Source organism: Gilliamella sp. wkB195, assembly GCF_001690445.1.
Taxonomy (GTDB): Bacteria; Pseudomonadota; Gammaproteobacteria; order Enterobacterales; family Orbaceae; genus Gilliamella; species Gilliamella apicola_E.
Genome location: NZ_LZGP01000019.1, coordinates 72,768 through 89,705, shown reverse-complemented (window position 1 = coordinate 89,705; position 16,938 = coordinate 72,768). Strand labels below are relative to the sequence as shown.

Here is a 16,938-nt window from a genome sequence, read left to right as displayed (position 1 = left end):
TATGACCAATAATGAATAATAAAACTAGCACAAAGCTATCAACATCACAATTCGTTATCTGAAAAGAGATTAAAAATTATATATAGAAATTTAATAATATTTCTATTTTATTAAATACGTTCAACTTGATGTATGCGAATTAATTATAACACTTTAGCTTTGGGCTTCCGATAACTTTTATCTTATTGTAGTGATAACATCTTCCATCAACTTTGAATATGCACAAATCGCATAATGGTATATAAAATTGATATTTCCTTATTTATCGATAATCGCTTTTAATTAGATTTAATAAAAATATCGGTAAGGAATCATTATGGGATTGATCGCGCCTCATGCTAGTGACAGTTTACAACCTTTACAGGTTAATGACGATGAACGGCTAGCCCTGCAACAATATGCAAAAAATTTACCAGCAATTACCTTATCCAGTCGTGAAACTGGAGATTTAGTCATGTTAGGCATCGGGGGTTTTACACCTCTGTATGGCTTTATGCGAGAAGAGGACTGGCGTAGCGTTTGCGATAATATGCATTTAGCGAACGGGGTTTTTTGGCCAATTCCCATAACCGTATCGGTGACCGATGCTCAAGCTGAAACCCTAAAATTAGGTGATGAAATCGCTTTAAAAACATCAGATGGGCAGATAATCGGTATTTTGAATGTGGATAGTATTTATCGCCCAGATAAACAATATGAAGCTAATCAGGTGTTTACAACGACAGATCCAAGTCATCCTGGTGTTGCAATGCTGATGGCTCAACCACCGGTTAATTTAGGTGGTAAAGTCCGAGTTTTGCACGATAATGGCTTTAAAGCACAGTTTGGTCAATATGCTTTAACGCCACAACAGACACGGGAACGCTTTAATCAATTAGGTTGGAAAAAAATAGCGGCCTTTCAAACTCGTAATCCAATGCATCGTTCACACGAATATTTAGTTAAAACCGTGTTAGAACTTTTTGATGGTGTGCTTATCCATTCATTATTTGGTAACTTAAAACCCGGCGATGTACCGGCCAACATTCGTCTTAAAGCAATTAATAGTTTAATTCACAATTACTTTGTGCCAGATTCCGTTATTCATTCCGGTTACCCTTTAGATATGCGCTATGCTGGGCCGAAAGAGGCGTTACTACATGCTCTTTTTAGACAAAATTATGGTTGTAGTCATCTTATCGTCGGCCGCGATCATGCTGGGGTTGGGGATTTTTACTCACCGTTTGCTGCGCAAGAGATCTTTAGCCATTTGCAAGACAACGATTTACTCATTAAGCCAATTAAGATTGACTGGACATTTTATTGCCACAAATGTGACGGTATGGCATCAACGAAAACCTGTCCACACGATAGTGCTGATCGCGTTCTTATTTCTGGCACGGAGGTCAGACGGCGTTTACAAGCCAAAGAGCCGATACCAGAAACATTTAGTCGGCCAGAAGTCGTTGCTGAGTTATATCAATGGGTAAATCAGTAATCAGCTAAATAGTTAATCATCCATAAATCAATAAAGGGAAAAGCCATGCTAGATTTAACTAAAGTTAACCAAAAATTGCAAAATCAGTCACCGTTAACCATTATTGAATGGGCACTGAAAAAACAACAAGATATTCCCGTTAAAAGTATTATCAGTACCCATTTTGGCCCTTATGAGGCAGTACTTTTGCACCTTGTTACCCAAATCGATCCGAATATTAAGGTTGTTTGGGTCGATAACGGTTATGCAACCAATGCAACCTATCGTGTAGCCAATGAAATTACTAAGCAACTTAATCTTAATTTACATATTTTTGTTCCACAAAGGACGACCGCTTATTTAAATGTGCGATATGGTGGGCTACCTGAACTTGATACTCCGGAACACACCGAGTTTACACAAATTGTTAAAATTGAACCGTTTAACCGTGCTTTGTCCACGCTTAAACCCACATTGTGGTTTACTGCACTACGCCGTGAACAATCTGCGCTAAGGCAAGAACTCAATATTGTAACAAAAGCAGGGGACAATTTATTTAAGATCGCCCCAATACTCGATTGGACGAGTCAAGATATGCAGAATTATATCGAAAAACATAATTTACCTAACGAAATGGACTACGTCGATCCAACTAAAGGACCACAAGGTAGAGAGTGCGGTCTACATAAAATAACTTTTTGATTTTTTATAAATAAACAACATTAGACTTTACTGGCAAAAGGTAAGTGAATCTAAGTTGGTTGGATTTACCATAGCACGTTAAGGTTACGAGCCAATAGCAATTTAACGATAGCTAAACGCTATCAGATAAGGTCATCGTATGAGTACACAACAATTTCCTTTTAATTGTGATGAATTAAAAAAAATTATTGAAAATTACAACGATAAGCAGCTAGCTTGGTTATCGGGTTATTTATGGGGACGGGCGGAAAAAAGTTCCGTCGAACAAGTTTTACCGAGTACCACTCCCCCCTCCAATATGACTCAAGCGGAGCAAAAAGTCACAATCATATCGGCATCACAAACCGGTAATGCCCGCCGAGTAGCTAACGAGTTAAGTCAGGATATTGAACGTTTGGGTATTGCGGTGACTCATCTGCCGGCAGGAGAATATAAAGCTAAAAAACTCAGTCAGGAAGAGATTTTAATATTGGTGACCTCAACCCAAGGTGAGGGAGAGCCACCGGAAGAGGCGTTGTCACTCTATAAATATCTGTTTGCAGCTAAAGCGCCTAAATTAACTCATTTACAGTTTGCGGTTTTTGGCTTAGGTGACGCTTCTTATCCAAAATTTTGTCAAGCCGCTAAAGACTTTGATCAACGATTCGCTGAATTAGAGGCTCAGCGCCTGCTAGTACGCGTAGATGCTGATACAGATTTTCAAACCGTAAGTACCTCTTGGCGACAGGCAGTGATTGATAAACTTAGTCAATTACAACTATCAAACACACAATCGCCAACAGAAAATTCAACCAGTATAGCCGTTAACAGTAGCCTTTATCACCGCGATAATCCATTTATTGCAACCGTTAACGTTAATCAAAAAATCACCTCACGCGATTCAGATCGTGATATTCGTCATATTGAGCTTGACCTGTCTGATTCGGATCTTCATTATCAGCCTGGTGATGCGGTAGGTGTTTGGTATCAAAATAGCAATGAACTTGTGGAGGAGATACTAAGTATCACCCAACTTGCAGGTGAGACGCCAGTTGAACATCATGGACAACAGATCGCTTTAAAAACAGTTCTGACTGAATATGTTGAATTGACTCAAAATACGCCGATCATTATTGAAAAATACGCTCAAGCCGTTCAACATCCCGAACTTCTTACCTTAATTGGCGATCGAGAAGCCTTATTGGAAATGAGTCAAACATTACCACTGGTTGATATGCTTAACCGCTATCGCGGCAAGATAGCGGCACAGGTCTTCGTTGGATTGCTTCGGCCTCTTACTCCGCGTTTCTATTCCATTGCTTCTGCGCAAGATGAAGTTGGCTCAGAAGTTCATCTTACCGTAAATGTAGTACGTTATCAGGTCGACGATAAGATCCGTATGGGCGGCGCATCTGGATTCTTAGCAAATCAAATTGCTGATCAAGATCAAGTCAAAATTTTTATTGAGCATAATGATAATTTTCGATTACCTGATGATACTCATGCACCAATCATTATGATTGCTGCCGGTACGGGCATTGCCCCCTTTAGGGCGTTCTTACAACAGCGTGCGAGTCAAGGTGCTACCGGTAAGAATTGGTTATTCTTTGGCAATCCACATTTTATATCCGATTTTCTCTATCAAGTGGAATGGCAGAGCTATGTTAAAGAAGGTCTGTTAACTCGCATCGATCTTGCTTGGTCACGAGATCAAGCTGAGAAAATCTATGTACAAGATAAATTAATTGCTCAAGCCAGTGATATTTGGCAATGGCTACAAGAAGGTGCCTTTATCTATGTTTGTGGAGATGCTAAACGTATGGCAAAAGCGGTTGATTTAGCGCTTCAACAAATTTTGATGACTCAAGCACAATATAGTCAAGAACAAGCTATAAGTTATTTGGATGAATTAAGAAGTCAAAAGCGCTATCAACGAGATGTTTACTAATGATAAACAGATACAACAACTAATATTAATTTATCGAGTGATGTAATATGAGCAAATCTAAAACAGTTACCCTGACTCAAACAGTCAATTTAACACCGCCACAAAATGATGTCTCTGATCTGCCTTTATCGGATTCTGAACGATTTAAGCGAGAAAGTAATTATTTGCGAGGCACTATCGTTGATGATCTTGATAACGGTTTAACGGGTGGCTTTAACAGCGATAATTCTCAGCTAATTCGCTTACATGGTATGTATCAGCAAGATGATCGCGATATTCGTAAAGAACGCACAGAACAAAAACTCGAGCCACTGATCTCCATGATGTTACGTTGCCGCCTGCCTGGTGGTATCATCACCCCAAAACAGTGGCTGACTATCGATAAATTTGCTACTGAAGCAACAAAATATGGCAGTATTCGACTCACGACTCGACAAACTTTCCAATTTCACGGACTGTTTAAACGCAGCCTTAAGTCTGCTCATCAGCTGTTGCATAAGATAGGGCTAGATTCGATCGCCACTGCCGGTGATGTGAATCGTAACGTTTTATGTACTTCAAATCCTGTGGAATCAAAAGTTCATCAACAAGCTTATCATTGGGCAAGCAAAATCTCAGAACATCTTTTACCGAAAACCCGTGCTTACGTTGAAATATGGCTGGATGGTGAAAAGCTTTCTACACCCGATAGTGAGCCAATTTTAAGTTCGACTTATTTACCGCGTAAATTTAAAACTGCCGTTGTCATCCCCCCGATTAATGATGTGGATGTTCATGCTAATGATCTTAGCTTTGTGGCAATAGCAGAAAAAGGCGAACTAATTGGTTTTAATGTATTAGTTGGTGGTGGTTTGGCAATGACGCATGGTGATAAAACAACTTACCCACGCAAAGCCGATGATTTTGGTTTTATTCCTGTCGAAAAAGTACTGACTTTTGCTGAGGCCGTTGTGACCACTCAACGTGATTGGGGTAACCGCAATAATCGAAAAAATGCCAAAACTAAATATACGCTTGAACGTGTTGGCGTGGAAAACTTCAAAAAAGAGGTTGAACTACGTGCCGGAAGTAAATTTCTAAGTAGTAAACCTTATAACTTTAGTCGACGAGGTGATCAATTTGGTTGGTATAAAGGTATTGATGATAACTGGCATTTAACGCTATTTATTGAAAATGGTCGGTTACTTGATTATCCCAATAAACCATTAAAAACCGGCGTTGCAGAAATTGCCAAAATTCATCAAGGTGATCTGCGTATAACCGCCAATCAAAACTTAATTATAGCTAACGTGCCAGAGGAACAAAAAGCAGCCATTGAACAAATTGCACGTCAATATGGTTTGCTTGACGATACTGTCACATTACAACGTAAATATTCCATGGCCTGTGTGTCTTTCCCAACTTGCCCACTAGCTATGGCTGAAGCAGAACGGTTTTTACCGACGTTTGTAACTAAAATAGAACAGATGTTAACTCAGCATCACTTATCCGATGATTATATTATTTTGCGTGTAACCGGTTGCCCTAACGGTTGCGCCAGAGCCATGTTGGCGGAAGTGGGAATGGTGGGTAAAGCACCTGGTCGCTACAATTTATATCTCGGCGGTAATCGAGAAGGCACACGAATTCCTCGCTTATATAAAGAAAACGTGAATGTAGAGGAGATTTTATTAGCACTCGAACCACTTATTGCCGCATGGTCCATTCATCGCAATAAAGAAGAAGGATTTGGTGATTTTGTTATTCGTCATGAGATTGTGAAACCGGTACTCAATTCAGCGATCGATTTTTATCAAGAGGCGAATTGAGATAAGTATAAAAGTTGTTGATTGATAATTTTAAACTATTTTTATTGACTGTAGGCATATATAGCCATAATTCATATGGTTATTACTTTATCATATTTGTCTTTTTTATACGTTCTTTTATACTGAAATTACTTATCAAAGTACATAATTTTACTAATAAAATTACGAATAAGCATAATTTATAAATTAGACAAAATGCTTATAACCAGTTTCATCATATTGCTTATGCTTGCTGGCGGTCTGAAATTTTTTAAATAATTCACTTTTTAGTTATTAATTATATACAGCAACTTACACATAAATAATACAACTATATAACGGGAATAAAGTAATTTTTACTAGGAAGATCGTCATGAATATACAACAATTAAGGATTATTCACGAAGCTGCGCGTTGTAATTATAATTTAACCGAAGTCGCAAATTCTTTATACACATCTCAGTCTGGTGTAAGCCGACATATCAAAGAGCTAGAAGAAGAGCTGAATATTGATCTTTTTATTCGTCAAGGTAAGCGCTTGATTAACATGACTGAACCCGGTTTAGAATTGGTGGTTATTGCCGAGCGAATTTTAAATGAAATTAATAATATTAAGCGATTATCAACCATTTTTTCTAATACTGATGAAGGTTCATTAGTGATAGCGACCACCCACTCTCAGGCCCGTTATATTCTCCCAAATATTATAAAATCTTTTAGAATGCTTTTTCCTAAAGTTCATATCATTATCAATCAGGGATCATCTAGTGAAATTATCTCTCAGCTTCTTTCTGGCGAAGCAGATATTGGTATTGATAATGAAAGAGTGGATAACAGTTCACTTGCTATTTACCCTTTTTATCGTTGGCATTACTCTATAGTTACTCCTAAAGATCATCCTTTGACTAAAGTCGATAAAGTGACGTTAGATATGTTACAAACATTACCAATCATTACTTATCGTCAAGGAATATTTCCTCGTAAAAGTATTGATAAAGCCTTTTCAGCTATCGGATTGACACCCAATATCTCGCTCAATGTTCAGGAGCCTGATGTTATTAAAACCTATGTTGAGTTAGGTTTAGGGATTGGTATTTTAGGTAATAAAATGTACAACCCTGATCATGATATCAATTTAGTTGAATTGGATGCGAAACATCTGTTTGAGTCACATGTTACATGGCTAGGATTAAAACGACATAAATTACAACGTAATTATATTTGGCGCTTTATTCAATTATGCAATCAAGAGTTGTCACTGGAAGATATCAAAAGTCATGCATTAATTGAGCAAACTCATTCCAAAATACTTGATTATCAGATTTAATTTATAGGAATCATTCTCCTTAAATCATAAACTCTAATAGTTCATCTTGCATAAAAATATTAACGAGTGCAGGTTGCCAGTAGACAGTATCACCAATTTCAACTTGCTGTTGTTCATATTGTCGATAGCTAATAGATACATCAATATGCTTTGGTTGTCCGGCTACAGCAATTTCCAGAAAGACGGTTGGACCAGCAGTATGTATACGTACAACTTCTCCTTGGATATCATTTTTTCGGGCAATTTTAGCAATACTGATTTCGTGAGGTCGAACATAAGCGATAGTAGACTGATCAGGCCAGGTACCTTGTTCCCTCATATCTTTGTGAAAATCACCAATGATTAATGTATTATTTTCAATATAACCATATAAAAGGTTAACATCCCCTAGAAAATGCGCAACAAAGGCGGTTTTTGGTTGCTTATAGACTTCGGCAGGGGTACCTATTTGCTCTATGTGACCTTGATTCATTAAAATTATTCTATCAGCAACTTCCAGTGCTTCTTCTTGATCATGGGTAACAAAGATGCTGGTAACATTAAGTTCATGATGAAAATCACGTAACCAACGTCTTAAATCTTTACGGACTTTAGCATCTAAAGCACTAAATGGTTCATCAAGCAACAACACATTAGGTTTCGAAGCCAACGCACGCGCTAACGCAACTCGCTGACGCTGACCACCTGACAGTTGGTCTGGATAACGTTTGGCAAAATGGTCAAGTTGCACTAATTCGAGTAATTGATTAACGCGTTCATCAATTGCTGTTTTATTTAATCGTACAGATCTTGGTTTCATTTTTAGTCCAAATGCCACATTTTCAGCTACATTCATATGCCGAAATAACGCATAATTTTGAAAGACAAAACCAATATCTCGTTGCTTGGCGCTCAGCTTAGTTACTTCCCTATCAGCAAAATAGATTTGCCCTGAACTGGCAGTTTCTAAACCGGCTATAATGCGCAGTAAAGTTGTTTTTCCACAACCAGATGGGCCTAATAGTGCAACTAATTCACCTTGTTTTATGCTGAAATTGATATTTTCTAAGACATTAACGTGTTCAAAACTTTTATTGATATTGTGTAGTGTAATACTCATATCTACCTCTTAGTTCCCGTAATGACATTCATTGGCTAAGCGCCTTTCAATCCATTGACGAATCAAGAGTAACGCAAGCGACATCATTAATAGCAAAATAGCGACACTAAATGCGGCAACAATATTGTATTCATTGTATAAAATCTCAACATGAAGCGGTAATGTATTGGTGTAACCACGAATATGCCCAGAAACAACCGATACCGCGCCAAATTCACCGAGTGAGCGAGCGGTGCAAAGAACAACACCATGCATTAAGGCCCATTTAATATTGGGTAAAGTAATGTGGAAAAAAATTTGCCAGCCATTTGCACCAAGGACGCTGGCGGCCTCTTCTTCATGAGTACCTTGTAGCGCCATTATCGGAATGAGTTCTCTTGCCACAAAAGGAACGGATACAAAAATCGTTGCTAAGATAATTCCTGGAATCGCATAGACAATTTGAATATTCCACGCCTGCAAAAACGGATACAACGCACTTTGTGCGCCAAATAGCAATACATAGATTAAACCTGCAACAATGGGGGAAATCGAGAGCGGTAAATCAATTAATGTGACTAATATTTGTTTGCCTTTGAACTGATATTTAGTTATGACCCATGCTGCACATACACCAAATATCACATTTAATGGCACTGCCACACCAACGGCAATCAGTGTTAATTTAAAAGCGGATAAGGTATCTGGCTCAACAATCACTTGCCAAAATGCATTTACACCATTAGCTAGCCCTTGCGCAAGCACCACAACTAGCGGCAACAACAAAAGTCCGAAAAACAGTATTACCGCCAATAAGATTAGCAATAGCTGTAAACGGGTTACTCTCTTTTTTTCTGTTATTGATTGTAATATCTGCATAATCTTATATTAATGGTTTTTATTAATCTTACGGTTAAGTTTTCGCTGTAAACTGTTCATAATTAATAACAATACAAAAGCAATCAGTAACATCGTTACGCCAATCGCGGCAGCGGCATCATAAGCATATTGGTCAAGTTTTGAGACAATTAATAACGGTAATATTTCGGTCTTAAATGGAATATTACCGGCAATAAAGACCACTGAACCATATTCGCCAATAGCACGAGCAAAAGCGAGGGTAAACCCCGTTAGCCAAGCAGGTAAAATGGCCGGTAAAATAATATGCATAAAAATTTGCCTAGGCGATGCACCAAGCAAACTCGCCGCTTCTTCTTGTTCACGTGGTAAATCAGCCATCACCGGTTGCAAAGTACGCACAACAAACGGCAATGCAACAAATAACAGCGCTAAGGTAATGCCAATGGGGGTATAAGCAATTTTAAAACTGAACCATTGCCCAATTGGCCCATTTTTGGCATAAATTGCGGTTAACGCAATGCCAGCAACGGCTGTTGGTAAAGCAAACGGGATATCAATACAGATATCCATTATCTTACGTCCTGGAAATCGATAACGCACCAGTACCCAAGCCAATAATAAACCAATAAAGCTGTTTAAACCTGCGCTGATAAATGCGGTACTTAATGAAAGCGTTAATGCCAATAAAAACTGTTTGCTGACTAATAACCGATGCCACTCCTCAAAAGACAGCTTTGTTGAATAAAGAAACAAACCTAATAACGGAATAAGCACAATCAAACTAAGAAAGGTTAAAGTATAACCTAACGTTAAGTTAAAACCTGGGATGATCCGTTGTTGTTTAATGCTTGCAACTTTCATGACATTCACCTTTATACCGCAAAGCTAAGTGAGCACACACTTAACATCGCCAGAATAAGCAGTAATTAGTTTATCTCAGCATAAATTGCATCAAAGATGGCCCCATCACTAAAAAAGGTTTTTTGCACTGTTTGCCACCCACCAAAATCGTTATCAACCGTAACTAACTTAATAGTAGGAAACTGATCAGCATATTGTTTAAGGACATCAGGATTAACAGGACGATAAAAATGCTTGGCAATAATATGTTGTGCCGGCTCGCTATATAAGTATTCCAAATAAGCTTGCGCTTGCTTACGTGTACCTTTGCTATCAACAACTTTATCGACTAAAGCCACAGTCGGCTCAGCTAAAATGGATAATGAGGGTATAATAATTTCTAATTGATCGCCACCTTGCTCTCTTAACGCCAAATAAGCCTCATTTTCCCAAGAAATTAAAACATCACCTAAGCCTCGCTGTACAAAGCTAATGGTTGCGCCTCTGGCACCAGTGTCTAAAACCGGAACATGTTGATATAATTTGGTGACAAAGTCTTGAGCTTGTTCATCGTTACCATAGGTACTTTTAGCATAAGCCCAAGCCGCCAAAAAATTCCAACGAGCCCCACCCGAGGTTTTGGGATTGGGTGTTATTACTTCAACATCATCTTTAATGAGATCACCCCAATCATAAATCTGTTTTGGATTACCTTTATGCACTAAAAAAACAATAGTTGAATGGTAAGGCGCACTATTATTTGGCAACCTAGCTTGCCAATCAGGTGATATGTTAGTTTGATAACGATTTAACGCATCAATATCACTCGCTAAAGCAAGCGTAACCACATCGGCCTGCAAACCATCAATGACCGAACGCGCCTGTTTACCAGACCCACCATGCGAATTATTTATCGTCAACCGTTCACCGGTTTGCTGCTGCCAATACTCGATAGAAGCCTGATTATATGCTTTATAAAGTTCTCGCGTGGGATCATAAGAGACATTGAGTAATTCAATTGCTTGCGCTTGATGCATAAAAGTGCAAATTGCCAATAATATTAAGCTTATCCCATGCCTATATAACTTTTGAAAAATAGGTAAATCTTTCACTCGACACCTCACGCTACGCTACTAATGTATTGGATTAGTAATGATAAAAATATGAAATAATTAGACCAAATTATGGTGAGATGCGAAAACGATTATTTTGCATTTAGTTATAACAAAAATAGATATATAGGAGTGAAGAGAGATGAGAGTGGCGAGATTTTGGGTATAAAAAATAATTCAAGCAGATATTCTTTGTGTGCTATTGTATTACGATACAACGATTGTAAATCGTCGTTACACAATCTTTCAAACTATCATATTACAAACAAAATCTATTATTTGGAGTTTATAATCAGCTCAAGACAGTTCTTAATTCATATACTTTTTTAATTGATTTATAAAAGCAAGCTATCTAGCATCATAACTATCACTGGTAATACAACGGAAATGCTTAAAAAAGATAGAGAATATATTTATTTAGCGGAATTTCAGACACAAAAAAACCAGCTTTCGCTGGTGTTCCTTTTTCGTAATTGGTGCCCGGACGCGGAATCGAACCACGGACACGGGGATTTTCAATCCCCTGCTCTACCGACTGAGCTATCCGGGCAACAATGGAGGTGTATTAAACACGATTCCCGATTATCAGTCAATCCCTTTTGTAAGATATTTTGAAAAATATATGTCGTTTGGTTGAAATTTAACTAGTTATTACTATATTAGTAACTTATTATGACATAATATCACTCTATACTTAGAGGAATTTTATATGCGAGTCTTTGGATTTATTGTTTTTTTTATTTATGCTTATTTGGAACTTAGCTTCTTTATAAAAGTTGCTGATTCAATAGGTGTTTTTCTTGCTTTAATTGGCATTATTGCCACTTCGATTATTGGGTTTTCTTTAATTAAAAAGCAGGGTTTAAATAACCTAAGTATTATGCAACAAAAAATCGCTAATAATCAAAGCCCTAAAGATGAAATTATTAAGAGTGTGTCCTTGCTCTTTGCGGGTTTTTTATTGCTAATTCCTGGTTTTTTAACCGATATGCTTGGCGGGATTTTGTTAATTCCACGCGTTCAAGATTATATTGTTCGCTTTATTGTTAAAAAATTTCCTTTCAAAGTTCGATCATTTTCTTCTAGCAACAATGCGCAACTTAATGATGTAATTGAGGGTGAATTTGAGCGTAAAGATGACTAATAATTAATCAATTAAAAAATTTTTTAATGTTATTCTCTTGAAGAATTTAAAACAACCCCCATTTAATGTTCACTATATTATATAGATCATAATTTTATGATTTATTGTTAATAATTATTTAATTTATATTAGTGCTAGGAGATAACTAATGAAAATTCGTCCATTGCATGATCGTGTGATCATTAAACGCAAAGAAGTAGAGTCAAAATCAGCTGGCGGTATTGTTTTAACAGGCTCAGCTGCGGGTAAATCAACACGTGGTGAAGTTTTAGCTGTTGGTAATGGTCGCATTTTAGAAAATGGTCAAGTTCAACCACTAGATGTAAAAGTTGGTGATATCGTTATTTTCAATGAAGGATATGGCGTTAAAACAGAAAAAATTGATAACGAAGAAGTGCTTATCTTATCTGAAAGCGATATTTTAGCCATAGTTCAAGCGTAATTGGCAAATAATTTAATTTATAGACAGAATTTAGGAGAAATACAAAATGGCAGCTAAAGATGTAAAATTTGGTAATGACGCTCGCGTTAAAATGCTTAAAGGCGTCAATGTATTAGCTGATGCAGTTAAAGTAACTTTAGGTCCAAAAGGACGTAACGTAGTATTAGATAAATCATTCGGTGCACCAACTATTACTAAAGATGGTGTGTCAGTTGCTCGTGAAATCGAATTAGAAGATAAATTCGAAAACATGGGTGCACAAATGGTTAAAGAAGTGGCTTCAAAAGCAAACGATGCCGCTGGTGACGGTACAACTACCGCAACAGTACTTGCTCAAGCTATTGTTAATGAAGGTTTAAAAGCGGTTGCTGCGGGTATGAATCCAATGGATTTAAAACGTGGTATCGATAAAGCAGTTGTTGCAGCAGTTGAAGAGCTTAAAAAATTATCTTCACCATGTGCTGATTCTAAAGCGATTGCTCAAGTAGGTACAATCTCTGCTAACTCAGATGAAACTGTTGGTACTTTAATTGCTCAAGCAATGGAAAAAGTGGGTAAAGAAGGTGTTATCACTGTTGAAGATGGTACTGGTTTACAAGACGAGCTTGATGTTGTTGAAGGTATGCAATTTGATCGTGGTTATTTATCACCATATTTCATCAATAAACCAGAAACAGCTACTGTTGAATTAGATAGCCCATATATTTTATTAGCTGATAAAAAAATCTCTAACATCCGTGAATTATTACCAGTATTAGAAGCAGTTGCTAAAGCAGGTAAATCACTACTAATCATTGCTGAAGATGTTGAAGGCGAAGCATTAGCAACTTTAGTTGTGAATACTATGCGTGGTATTGTTAAAGTTGCCGCAGTTAAAGCACCTGGCTTTGGTGATCGTCGTAAAGCTATGTTACAAGACATCGCTATTTTAACAGCCGGTACTGTAATTTCAGAAGAAATCGGTTTAGAGCTTGAAAAAGCTACTTTAGAAGATCTAGGTCAAGCTAAACGTGTTGTTATCAATAAAGACAATACCACTATCATTGATGGTGTTGGTGAAGAGTCTTTAATCAGTGCACGTGTTGAACAAATTCGTAAACAAATCGAAGAATCAACTTCTGATTACGATAAAGAAAAACTTCAAGAACGTGTAGCTAAATTAGCTGGTGGTGTTGCAGTAATTAAAGTTGGTGCAGCAACTGAAGTTGAAATGAAAGAGAAAAAAGCACGTGTTGAAGATGCATTACATGCAACTCGTGCAGCAGTTGAAGAAGGTGTGGTTGCCGGTGGTGGTGTTGCGTTAGTTCGTGCTGCATCTGCAATTTTAGACCTTAAAGGTGCAAACGAAGATCAAAACGTTGGTATTAAAGTTGCCCTTCGTGCAATGGAAGCGCCATTACGTCAAATCGTGACTAACTGTGGTGAAGAAGCATCTGTTGTTGTTAACGCAGTTAAAGGTGGTAAAGGTAACTATGGTTACAATGCTTCAACTGAAGAGTACGGCGATATGATCGCAATGGGTATCTTAGATCCAACTAAAGTAACTCGTAGCGCATTACAATATGCTGCATCTGTTGCTGGTCTTATGATCACAACTGAATGTATGGTTACTGATCTACCTAAAGATGATAAAGCTGATTTAGGTGCTGCTGCAGGTATGGGCGGCATGGGTGGAATGGGCGGAATGATGTAATTCTGCTGTTTCTCCTAATAAAAACCACTCCGTTATGTGAGTGGTTTTTTTATACCTAGCGATTGATTATATAAAATATTCAAAATTAACTTGTTAAGTGCTGGTAAAGTGTTATTGAACCAATGATGATAAGCACTATACCGCCAATAAATGATGCTTTTTTCCCAATTAAACAACCAATTTTTTTACCTAGCAATAACCCAAGGGTAACCATAATACAAGTCGCTAAACCGATCATTGTTGATGCGAAGTAGATATTGACACTAGCAAGGGCTAATCCAACACCAATTGCAAAAGCATCAATACTAGTTGAAATAGCCGTAAGGACTAATATTAGAAATGATTTTGAGGAGAGGGGTTTTTGGTCGTCATTTTCATCGTTTTCTTCTTTAAAACTATGATAAATCATATTAAGACCTAACAAAAGCATGACGGCAAAAATGATCCAATGATCCCAGTTTTCAATATATTGAAGTGCAATATAGCCAATAAACCAGCCTAGTATAGGGGTAATAGCTTCGATAAAGCCAAATAAAACGCCTACTTTTAATGCACCGAAAAAGGGTGTTGATTTAAGCGAAACGCCACGACAAACCGCTACCGCAAATGCATCAGTCGACATGGCTAATGCTAATAATAAAATAGCCCAAAAACTCATGATATTTACTCTTGCTTCTAATGATTTTTATTTTAATTTTTATAATTTATTTTTTTGATATTAAAAATAGATAGTTAGCTATCTTTTTATCGCCTTTATTTTTATAAAATTCTGCTGTTTTTATTACATTATTTCGGCGGTTTGAATCATATTCAAAAAGTTGTTTGAACATAAGATCTGCCGTTTTTGTATCTCCATTTTGAATCGCACAATAACCATATTGCTCGTAGGTATCGGCTTTCCAGCGGTGTCGATCAAATTCTAGGCTTTTGCTAAATTGTTCTTTGGCTTCTTGATAACGATTCCTGCCACATAAAAAGGAGCCATAATGGACATGAAATAAGCCATTACCAGGTTGCATTAATGTAATACGTTTGTAGATCATTTCTGCTTCATTATATTCACCAACATGCTGATCAAACATTGCCATTGCTAGCATCACTTGTGGATTATTGGGTGAATACTCAGCGGCTAATTTTAGATTATAATGTGCAGCTTTAACATTATCCTCGGATTCATTGGCTTTAGCTAAGTAGCCTAACCCCAATCGCATTCTAGCGAGTGCCGCTGCTTCAGGATCAAATTCTTCACGAGCATTTGTTTGACAGCCAGCTAGTATTAACATACTAATTAATGCAATTAATACGCTTTTCATCCACAACTCCTTTTTATTGTTGAATAAGGTTTTGTTTCTTATATAGTGTGCGTTTAGTACGATCAACCACTTCTCCAGCAAGTTGCCCGCAAGCCGCATCAATATCATCACCGCGTGTTTTACGAACAATAACCGTAAATCCATAACCCATTAATGTTTTCATAAAGCGATCAATTCGGGTATTTGAACAACGAGAATAAGGTGCTCCAGGGAATGGATTCCATGGAATTAAATTGATCTTACTAGGCACATTTTTTAAGAATTTTGCCAGTTCATGCGCATGTTCAACACTATCATTGATTTGATTGAGTAAAACATATTCAATTGTCACCTTACCGTGATTAGCATTTGATGTTGATAGATAACGTAAAATTGAATCACGTAGCATTGCCATATTATATTTTTGGTTGATTGGCATAATTTCACTTCGGATTTCATCATTTGGTGCATGGAGTGAAATAGCTAAAGCAACATCAATCATTCCTGCCAATTTATCTAATGCTGGTACTACGCCAGAGGTTGAAAGTGTGACACGTCTTTTTGATAAACCATAACCAAAATCATCTAACATGATTTCCATTGCTGGTGCAACGTTAGATAAATTAAGTAAAGGTTCACCCATACCCATCATAACAACATTCGTGATAGGCCGATCGGCTAATTTACCTGTAACACCAATCGCATTTGATGCTCGCCAAACCTGGCCAATAATTTCAGAAACGGTTAAATTGCGATTAAAACCTTGCTGAGCAGTTGAACAGAATTTACATTCAAGCGCACAGCCCACTTGTGATGATACGCACAGAGTTGCTCGATCACGTTCAGGGATATAAACCGATTCAATCATCTGATTATTACCCACATCTAACGCCCATTTAATGGTACCATCCGATGATCGCTGTTCAAGAGCAATTTTAGGTGCTTTAATTTCAGCTAATCTTTTTAGTTGTTCACGGAGCTTTTTGTTGATGTCGGTCATCAGATCAAAATCATCTATCCCAAAATGATAGATCCATTTCATCACTTGATCAGCTCTAAATGGTTTTTCCCCTAAGGAAATAAAAAACTCTCTTAACTGTTGTCTAGTGAAGTTAAGCAAGTTAATTTTTTCGTTGGTTGGATTTGTGGTGTTTTGATTGGTTGTCACATCTGAACAATCGCCAGACGATTTTTGTGTAGCTGGTGTTAACATATTGCCTCGTTTTTACACATTATGGCTATTTCAATTTTTAGGGAAAAGATTATACTGTTTTTCA

General features: G+C 37.3%; 15 protein-coding genes and 1 tRNA gene. 8 read left to right on the top strand and 8 right to left on the bottom strand.

Features of this window, described 5'->3' with window-relative positions; all coding sequences use genetic code 11:
* Positions 1 to 316: 316 nt before the first annotated feature.
* The 5 genes from sat (at position 317) to A9G08_RS05655 (ending at position 7,199) form a co-directional block, all read left to right on the top strand.
* Complete coding sequence (gene sat, locus A9G08_RS05675; RefSeq protein WP_065562759.1) at positions 317 to 1,477, top strand: sulfate adenylyltransferase; 1,161 nt, start codon at positions 317 to 319, stop codon at positions 1,475 to 1,477.
* A gap of 45 nt (positions 1,478 to 1,522) precedes the next feature.
* Positions 1,523 to 2,158 carry a phosphoadenosine phosphosulfate reductase domain-containing protein gene (locus A9G08_RS05670; protein WP_065562758.1) on the top strand — a complete coding sequence of 212 codons (636 nt, stop codon included), beginning with the start codon at positions 1,523 to 1,525 and terminating at the stop codon, positions 2,156 to 2,158.
* Positions 2,159 to 2,297: 139 nt separating this feature from the next.
* Positions 2,298 to 4,085: an assimilatory sulfite reductase (NADPH) flavoprotein subunit gene (locus tag A9G08_RS05665; RefSeq protein WP_065562757.1), complete on the top strand. Its 1,788-nt coding sequence runs from the start codon at positions 2,298 to 2,300 to the stop codon at positions 4,083 to 4,085.
* A 47-nt stretch (positions 4,086 to 4,132) separates the two neighbouring features.
* Positions 4,133 to 5,893: an assimilatory sulfite reductase (NADPH) hemoprotein subunit gene (gene cysI / locus A9G08_RS05660; RefSeq protein ID WP_081299503.1), complete on the top strand. Its 1,761-nt coding sequence runs from the start codon at positions 4,133 to 4,135 to the stop codon at positions 5,891 to 5,893.
* A 352-nt stretch (positions 5,894 to 6,245) separates the two neighbouring features.
* Positions 6,246 to 7,199 carry a LysR substrate-binding domain-containing protein gene (locus A9G08_RS05655; protein ID WP_065562756.1) on the top strand — a complete coding sequence of 318 codons (954 nt, stop codon included), beginning with the start codon at positions 6,246 to 6,248 and terminating at the stop codon, positions 7,197 to 7,199.
* Between the two features lie 19 nt (positions 7,200 to 7,218).
* On the opposite strand, the gene A9G08_RS05650 is transcribed toward A9G08_RS05655, so the two are convergent.
* From A9G08_RS05650 to A9G08_RS05630, 5 genes are all read right to left on the bottom strand, one after another.
* On the bottom strand, positions 7,219 to 8,298 hold the full coding sequence (locus A9G08_RS05650; RefSeq protein ID WP_065562755.1) for a sulfate/molybdate ABC transporter ATP-binding protein: 1,080 nt from the start codon (positions 8,296 to 8,298) through the stop codon (positions 7,219 to 7,221).
* A gap of 9 nt (positions 8,299 to 8,307) precedes the next feature.
* Complete coding sequence (gene cysW, locus A9G08_RS05645) at positions 8,308 to 9,156, bottom strand: sulfate ABC transporter permease subunit CysW (protein WP_065562754.1); 849 nt, start codon at positions 9,154 to 9,156, stop codon at positions 8,308 to 8,310.
* Between the two features lie 9 nt (positions 9,157 to 9,165).
* Entirely contained in the window at positions 9,166 to 9,984 is an 819-nt protein-coding gene (gene cysT, locus A9G08_RS05640; RefSeq protein ID WP_176701523.1) for a sulfate ABC transporter permease subunit CysT, read from the bottom strand.
* An 80-nt stretch (positions 9,985 to 10,064) separates the two neighbouring features.
* Positions 10,065 to 11,048, bottom strand: coding sequence for a sulfate ABC transporter substrate-binding protein (locus A9G08_RS05635; protein ID WP_255305727.1), 984 nt, complete (start codon positions 11,046 to 11,048; stop codon positions 10,065 to 10,067).
* 516 nt (positions 11,049 to 11,564) lie between these two features.
* Positions 11,565 to 11,640, bottom strand: a tRNA-Phe gene (locus A9G08_RS05630).
* A gap of 159 nt (positions 11,641 to 11,799) precedes the next feature.
* Here A9G08_RS05630 and A9G08_RS05625 point away from each other — a divergent pair.
* From A9G08_RS05625 to groL, 3 genes are all read left to right on the top strand, one after another.
* Positions 11,800 to 12,234, top strand: coding sequence for an FxsA family protein (locus A9G08_RS05625; RefSeq protein ID WP_065562752.1), 435 nt, complete (start codon positions 11,800 to 11,802; stop codon positions 12,232 to 12,234).
* Between the two features lie 148 nt (positions 12,235 to 12,382).
* Positions 12,383 to 12,676 carry a co-chaperone GroES gene (locus A9G08_RS05620; RefSeq protein WP_034915350.1) on the top strand — a complete coding sequence of 98 codons (294 nt, stop codon included), beginning with the start codon at positions 12,383 to 12,385 and terminating at the stop codon, positions 12,674 to 12,676.
* A 46-nt stretch (positions 12,677 to 12,722) separates the two neighbouring features.
* A complete protein-coding gene (gene groL / locus A9G08_RS05615; RefSeq protein WP_065562751.1) occupies positions 12,723 to 14,369 on the top strand; it encodes a chaperonin GroEL in 1,647 nt (548 codons plus the stop codon).
* Between the two features lie 85 nt (positions 14,370 to 14,454).
* On the opposite strand, the gene A9G08_RS05610 is transcribed toward groL, so the two are convergent.
* From A9G08_RS05610 to A9G08_RS05600, 3 genes are read right to left on the bottom strand one after another with little or no spacing between them, the layout of a single operon-like run.
* Positions 14,455 to 15,027 carry a manganese efflux pump MntP gene (locus A9G08_RS05610; RefSeq protein WP_065562750.1) on the bottom strand — a complete coding sequence of 191 codons (573 nt, stop codon included), beginning with the start codon at positions 15,025 to 15,027 and terminating at the stop codon, positions 14,455 to 14,457.
* Positions 15,028 to 15,073: 46 nt separating this feature from the next.
* Positions 15,074 to 15,682, bottom strand: a complete 609-nt coding sequence (locus tag A9G08_RS05605; protein ID WP_065562749.1) for a hypothetical protein — start codon at positions 15,680 to 15,682, stop codon at positions 15,074 to 15,076.
* A 13-nt stretch (positions 15,683 to 15,695) separates the two neighbouring features.
* Positions 15,696 to 16,874 carry a bifunctional tRNA (adenosine(37)-C2)-methyltransferase TrmG/ribosomal RNA large subunit methyltransferase RlmN gene (locus A9G08_RS05600; RefSeq protein ID WP_081299502.1) on the bottom strand — a complete coding sequence of 393 codons (1,179 nt, stop codon included), beginning with the start codon at positions 16,872 to 16,874 and terminating at the stop codon, positions 15,696 to 15,698.
* Positions 16,875 to 16,938 lie beyond the last annotated feature (64 nt).

What these genes read in the sequence shown, in the direction of transcription:
- A9G08_RS05620 (WP_034915350.1), top strand. Translation starts at nt 12,383, where the DNA reads ATGAAAATTCGTCCATTGCATGATCGTGTGATCATTAAACGCAAAGAA.
- groL (WP_065562751.1), top strand. Translation starts at nt 12,723, where the DNA reads ATGGCAGCTAAAGATGTAAAATTTGGTAATGACGCTCGCGTTAAAATG.
- A9G08_RS05600 (WP_081299502.1), bottom strand. Translation starts at nt 16,874, where the DNA reads ATGTTAACACCAGCTACACAAAAATCGTCTGGCGATTGTTCAGATGTG.
- A9G08_RS05670 (WP_065562758.1), top strand. Translation starts at nt 1,523, where the DNA reads ATGCTAGATTTAACTAAAGTTAACCAAAAATTGCAAAATCAGTCACCG.
- A9G08_RS05605 (WP_065562749.1), bottom strand. Translation starts at nt 15,682, where the DNA reads ATGAAAAGCGTATTAATTGCATTAATTAGTATGTTAATACTAGCTGGC.
- A9G08_RS05665 (WP_065562757.1), top strand. Translation starts at nt 2,298, where the DNA reads ATGAGTACACAACAATTTCCTTTTAATTGTGATGAATTAAAAAAAATT.
- A9G08_RS05625 (WP_065562752.1), top strand. Translation starts at nt 11,800, where the DNA reads ATGCGAGTCTTTGGATTTATTGTTTTTTTTATTTATGCTTATTTGGAA.
- cysW (WP_065562754.1), bottom strand. Translation starts at nt 9,156, where the DNA reads ATGCAGATATTACAATCAATAACAGAAAAAAAGAGAGTAACCCGTTTA.
- A9G08_RS05610 (WP_065562750.1), bottom strand. Translation starts at nt 15,027, where the DNA reads ATGAGTTTTTGGGCTATTTTATTATTAGCATTAGCCATGTCGACTGAT.
- cysI (WP_081299503.1), top strand. Translation starts at nt 4,133, where the DNA reads ATGAGCAAATCTAAAACAGTTACCCTGACTCAAACAGTCAATTTAACA.
- A9G08_RS05655 (WP_065562756.1), top strand. Translation starts at nt 6,246, where the DNA reads ATGAATATACAACAATTAAGGATTATTCACGAAGCTGCGCGTTGTAAT.
- A9G08_RS05650 (WP_065562755.1), bottom strand. Translation starts at nt 8,298, where the DNA reads ATGAGTATTACACTACACAATATCAATAAAAGTTTTGAACACGTTAAT.
- sat (WP_065562759.1), top strand. Translation starts at nt 317, where the DNA reads ATGGGATTGATCGCGCCTCATGCTAGTGACAGTTTACAACCTTTACAG.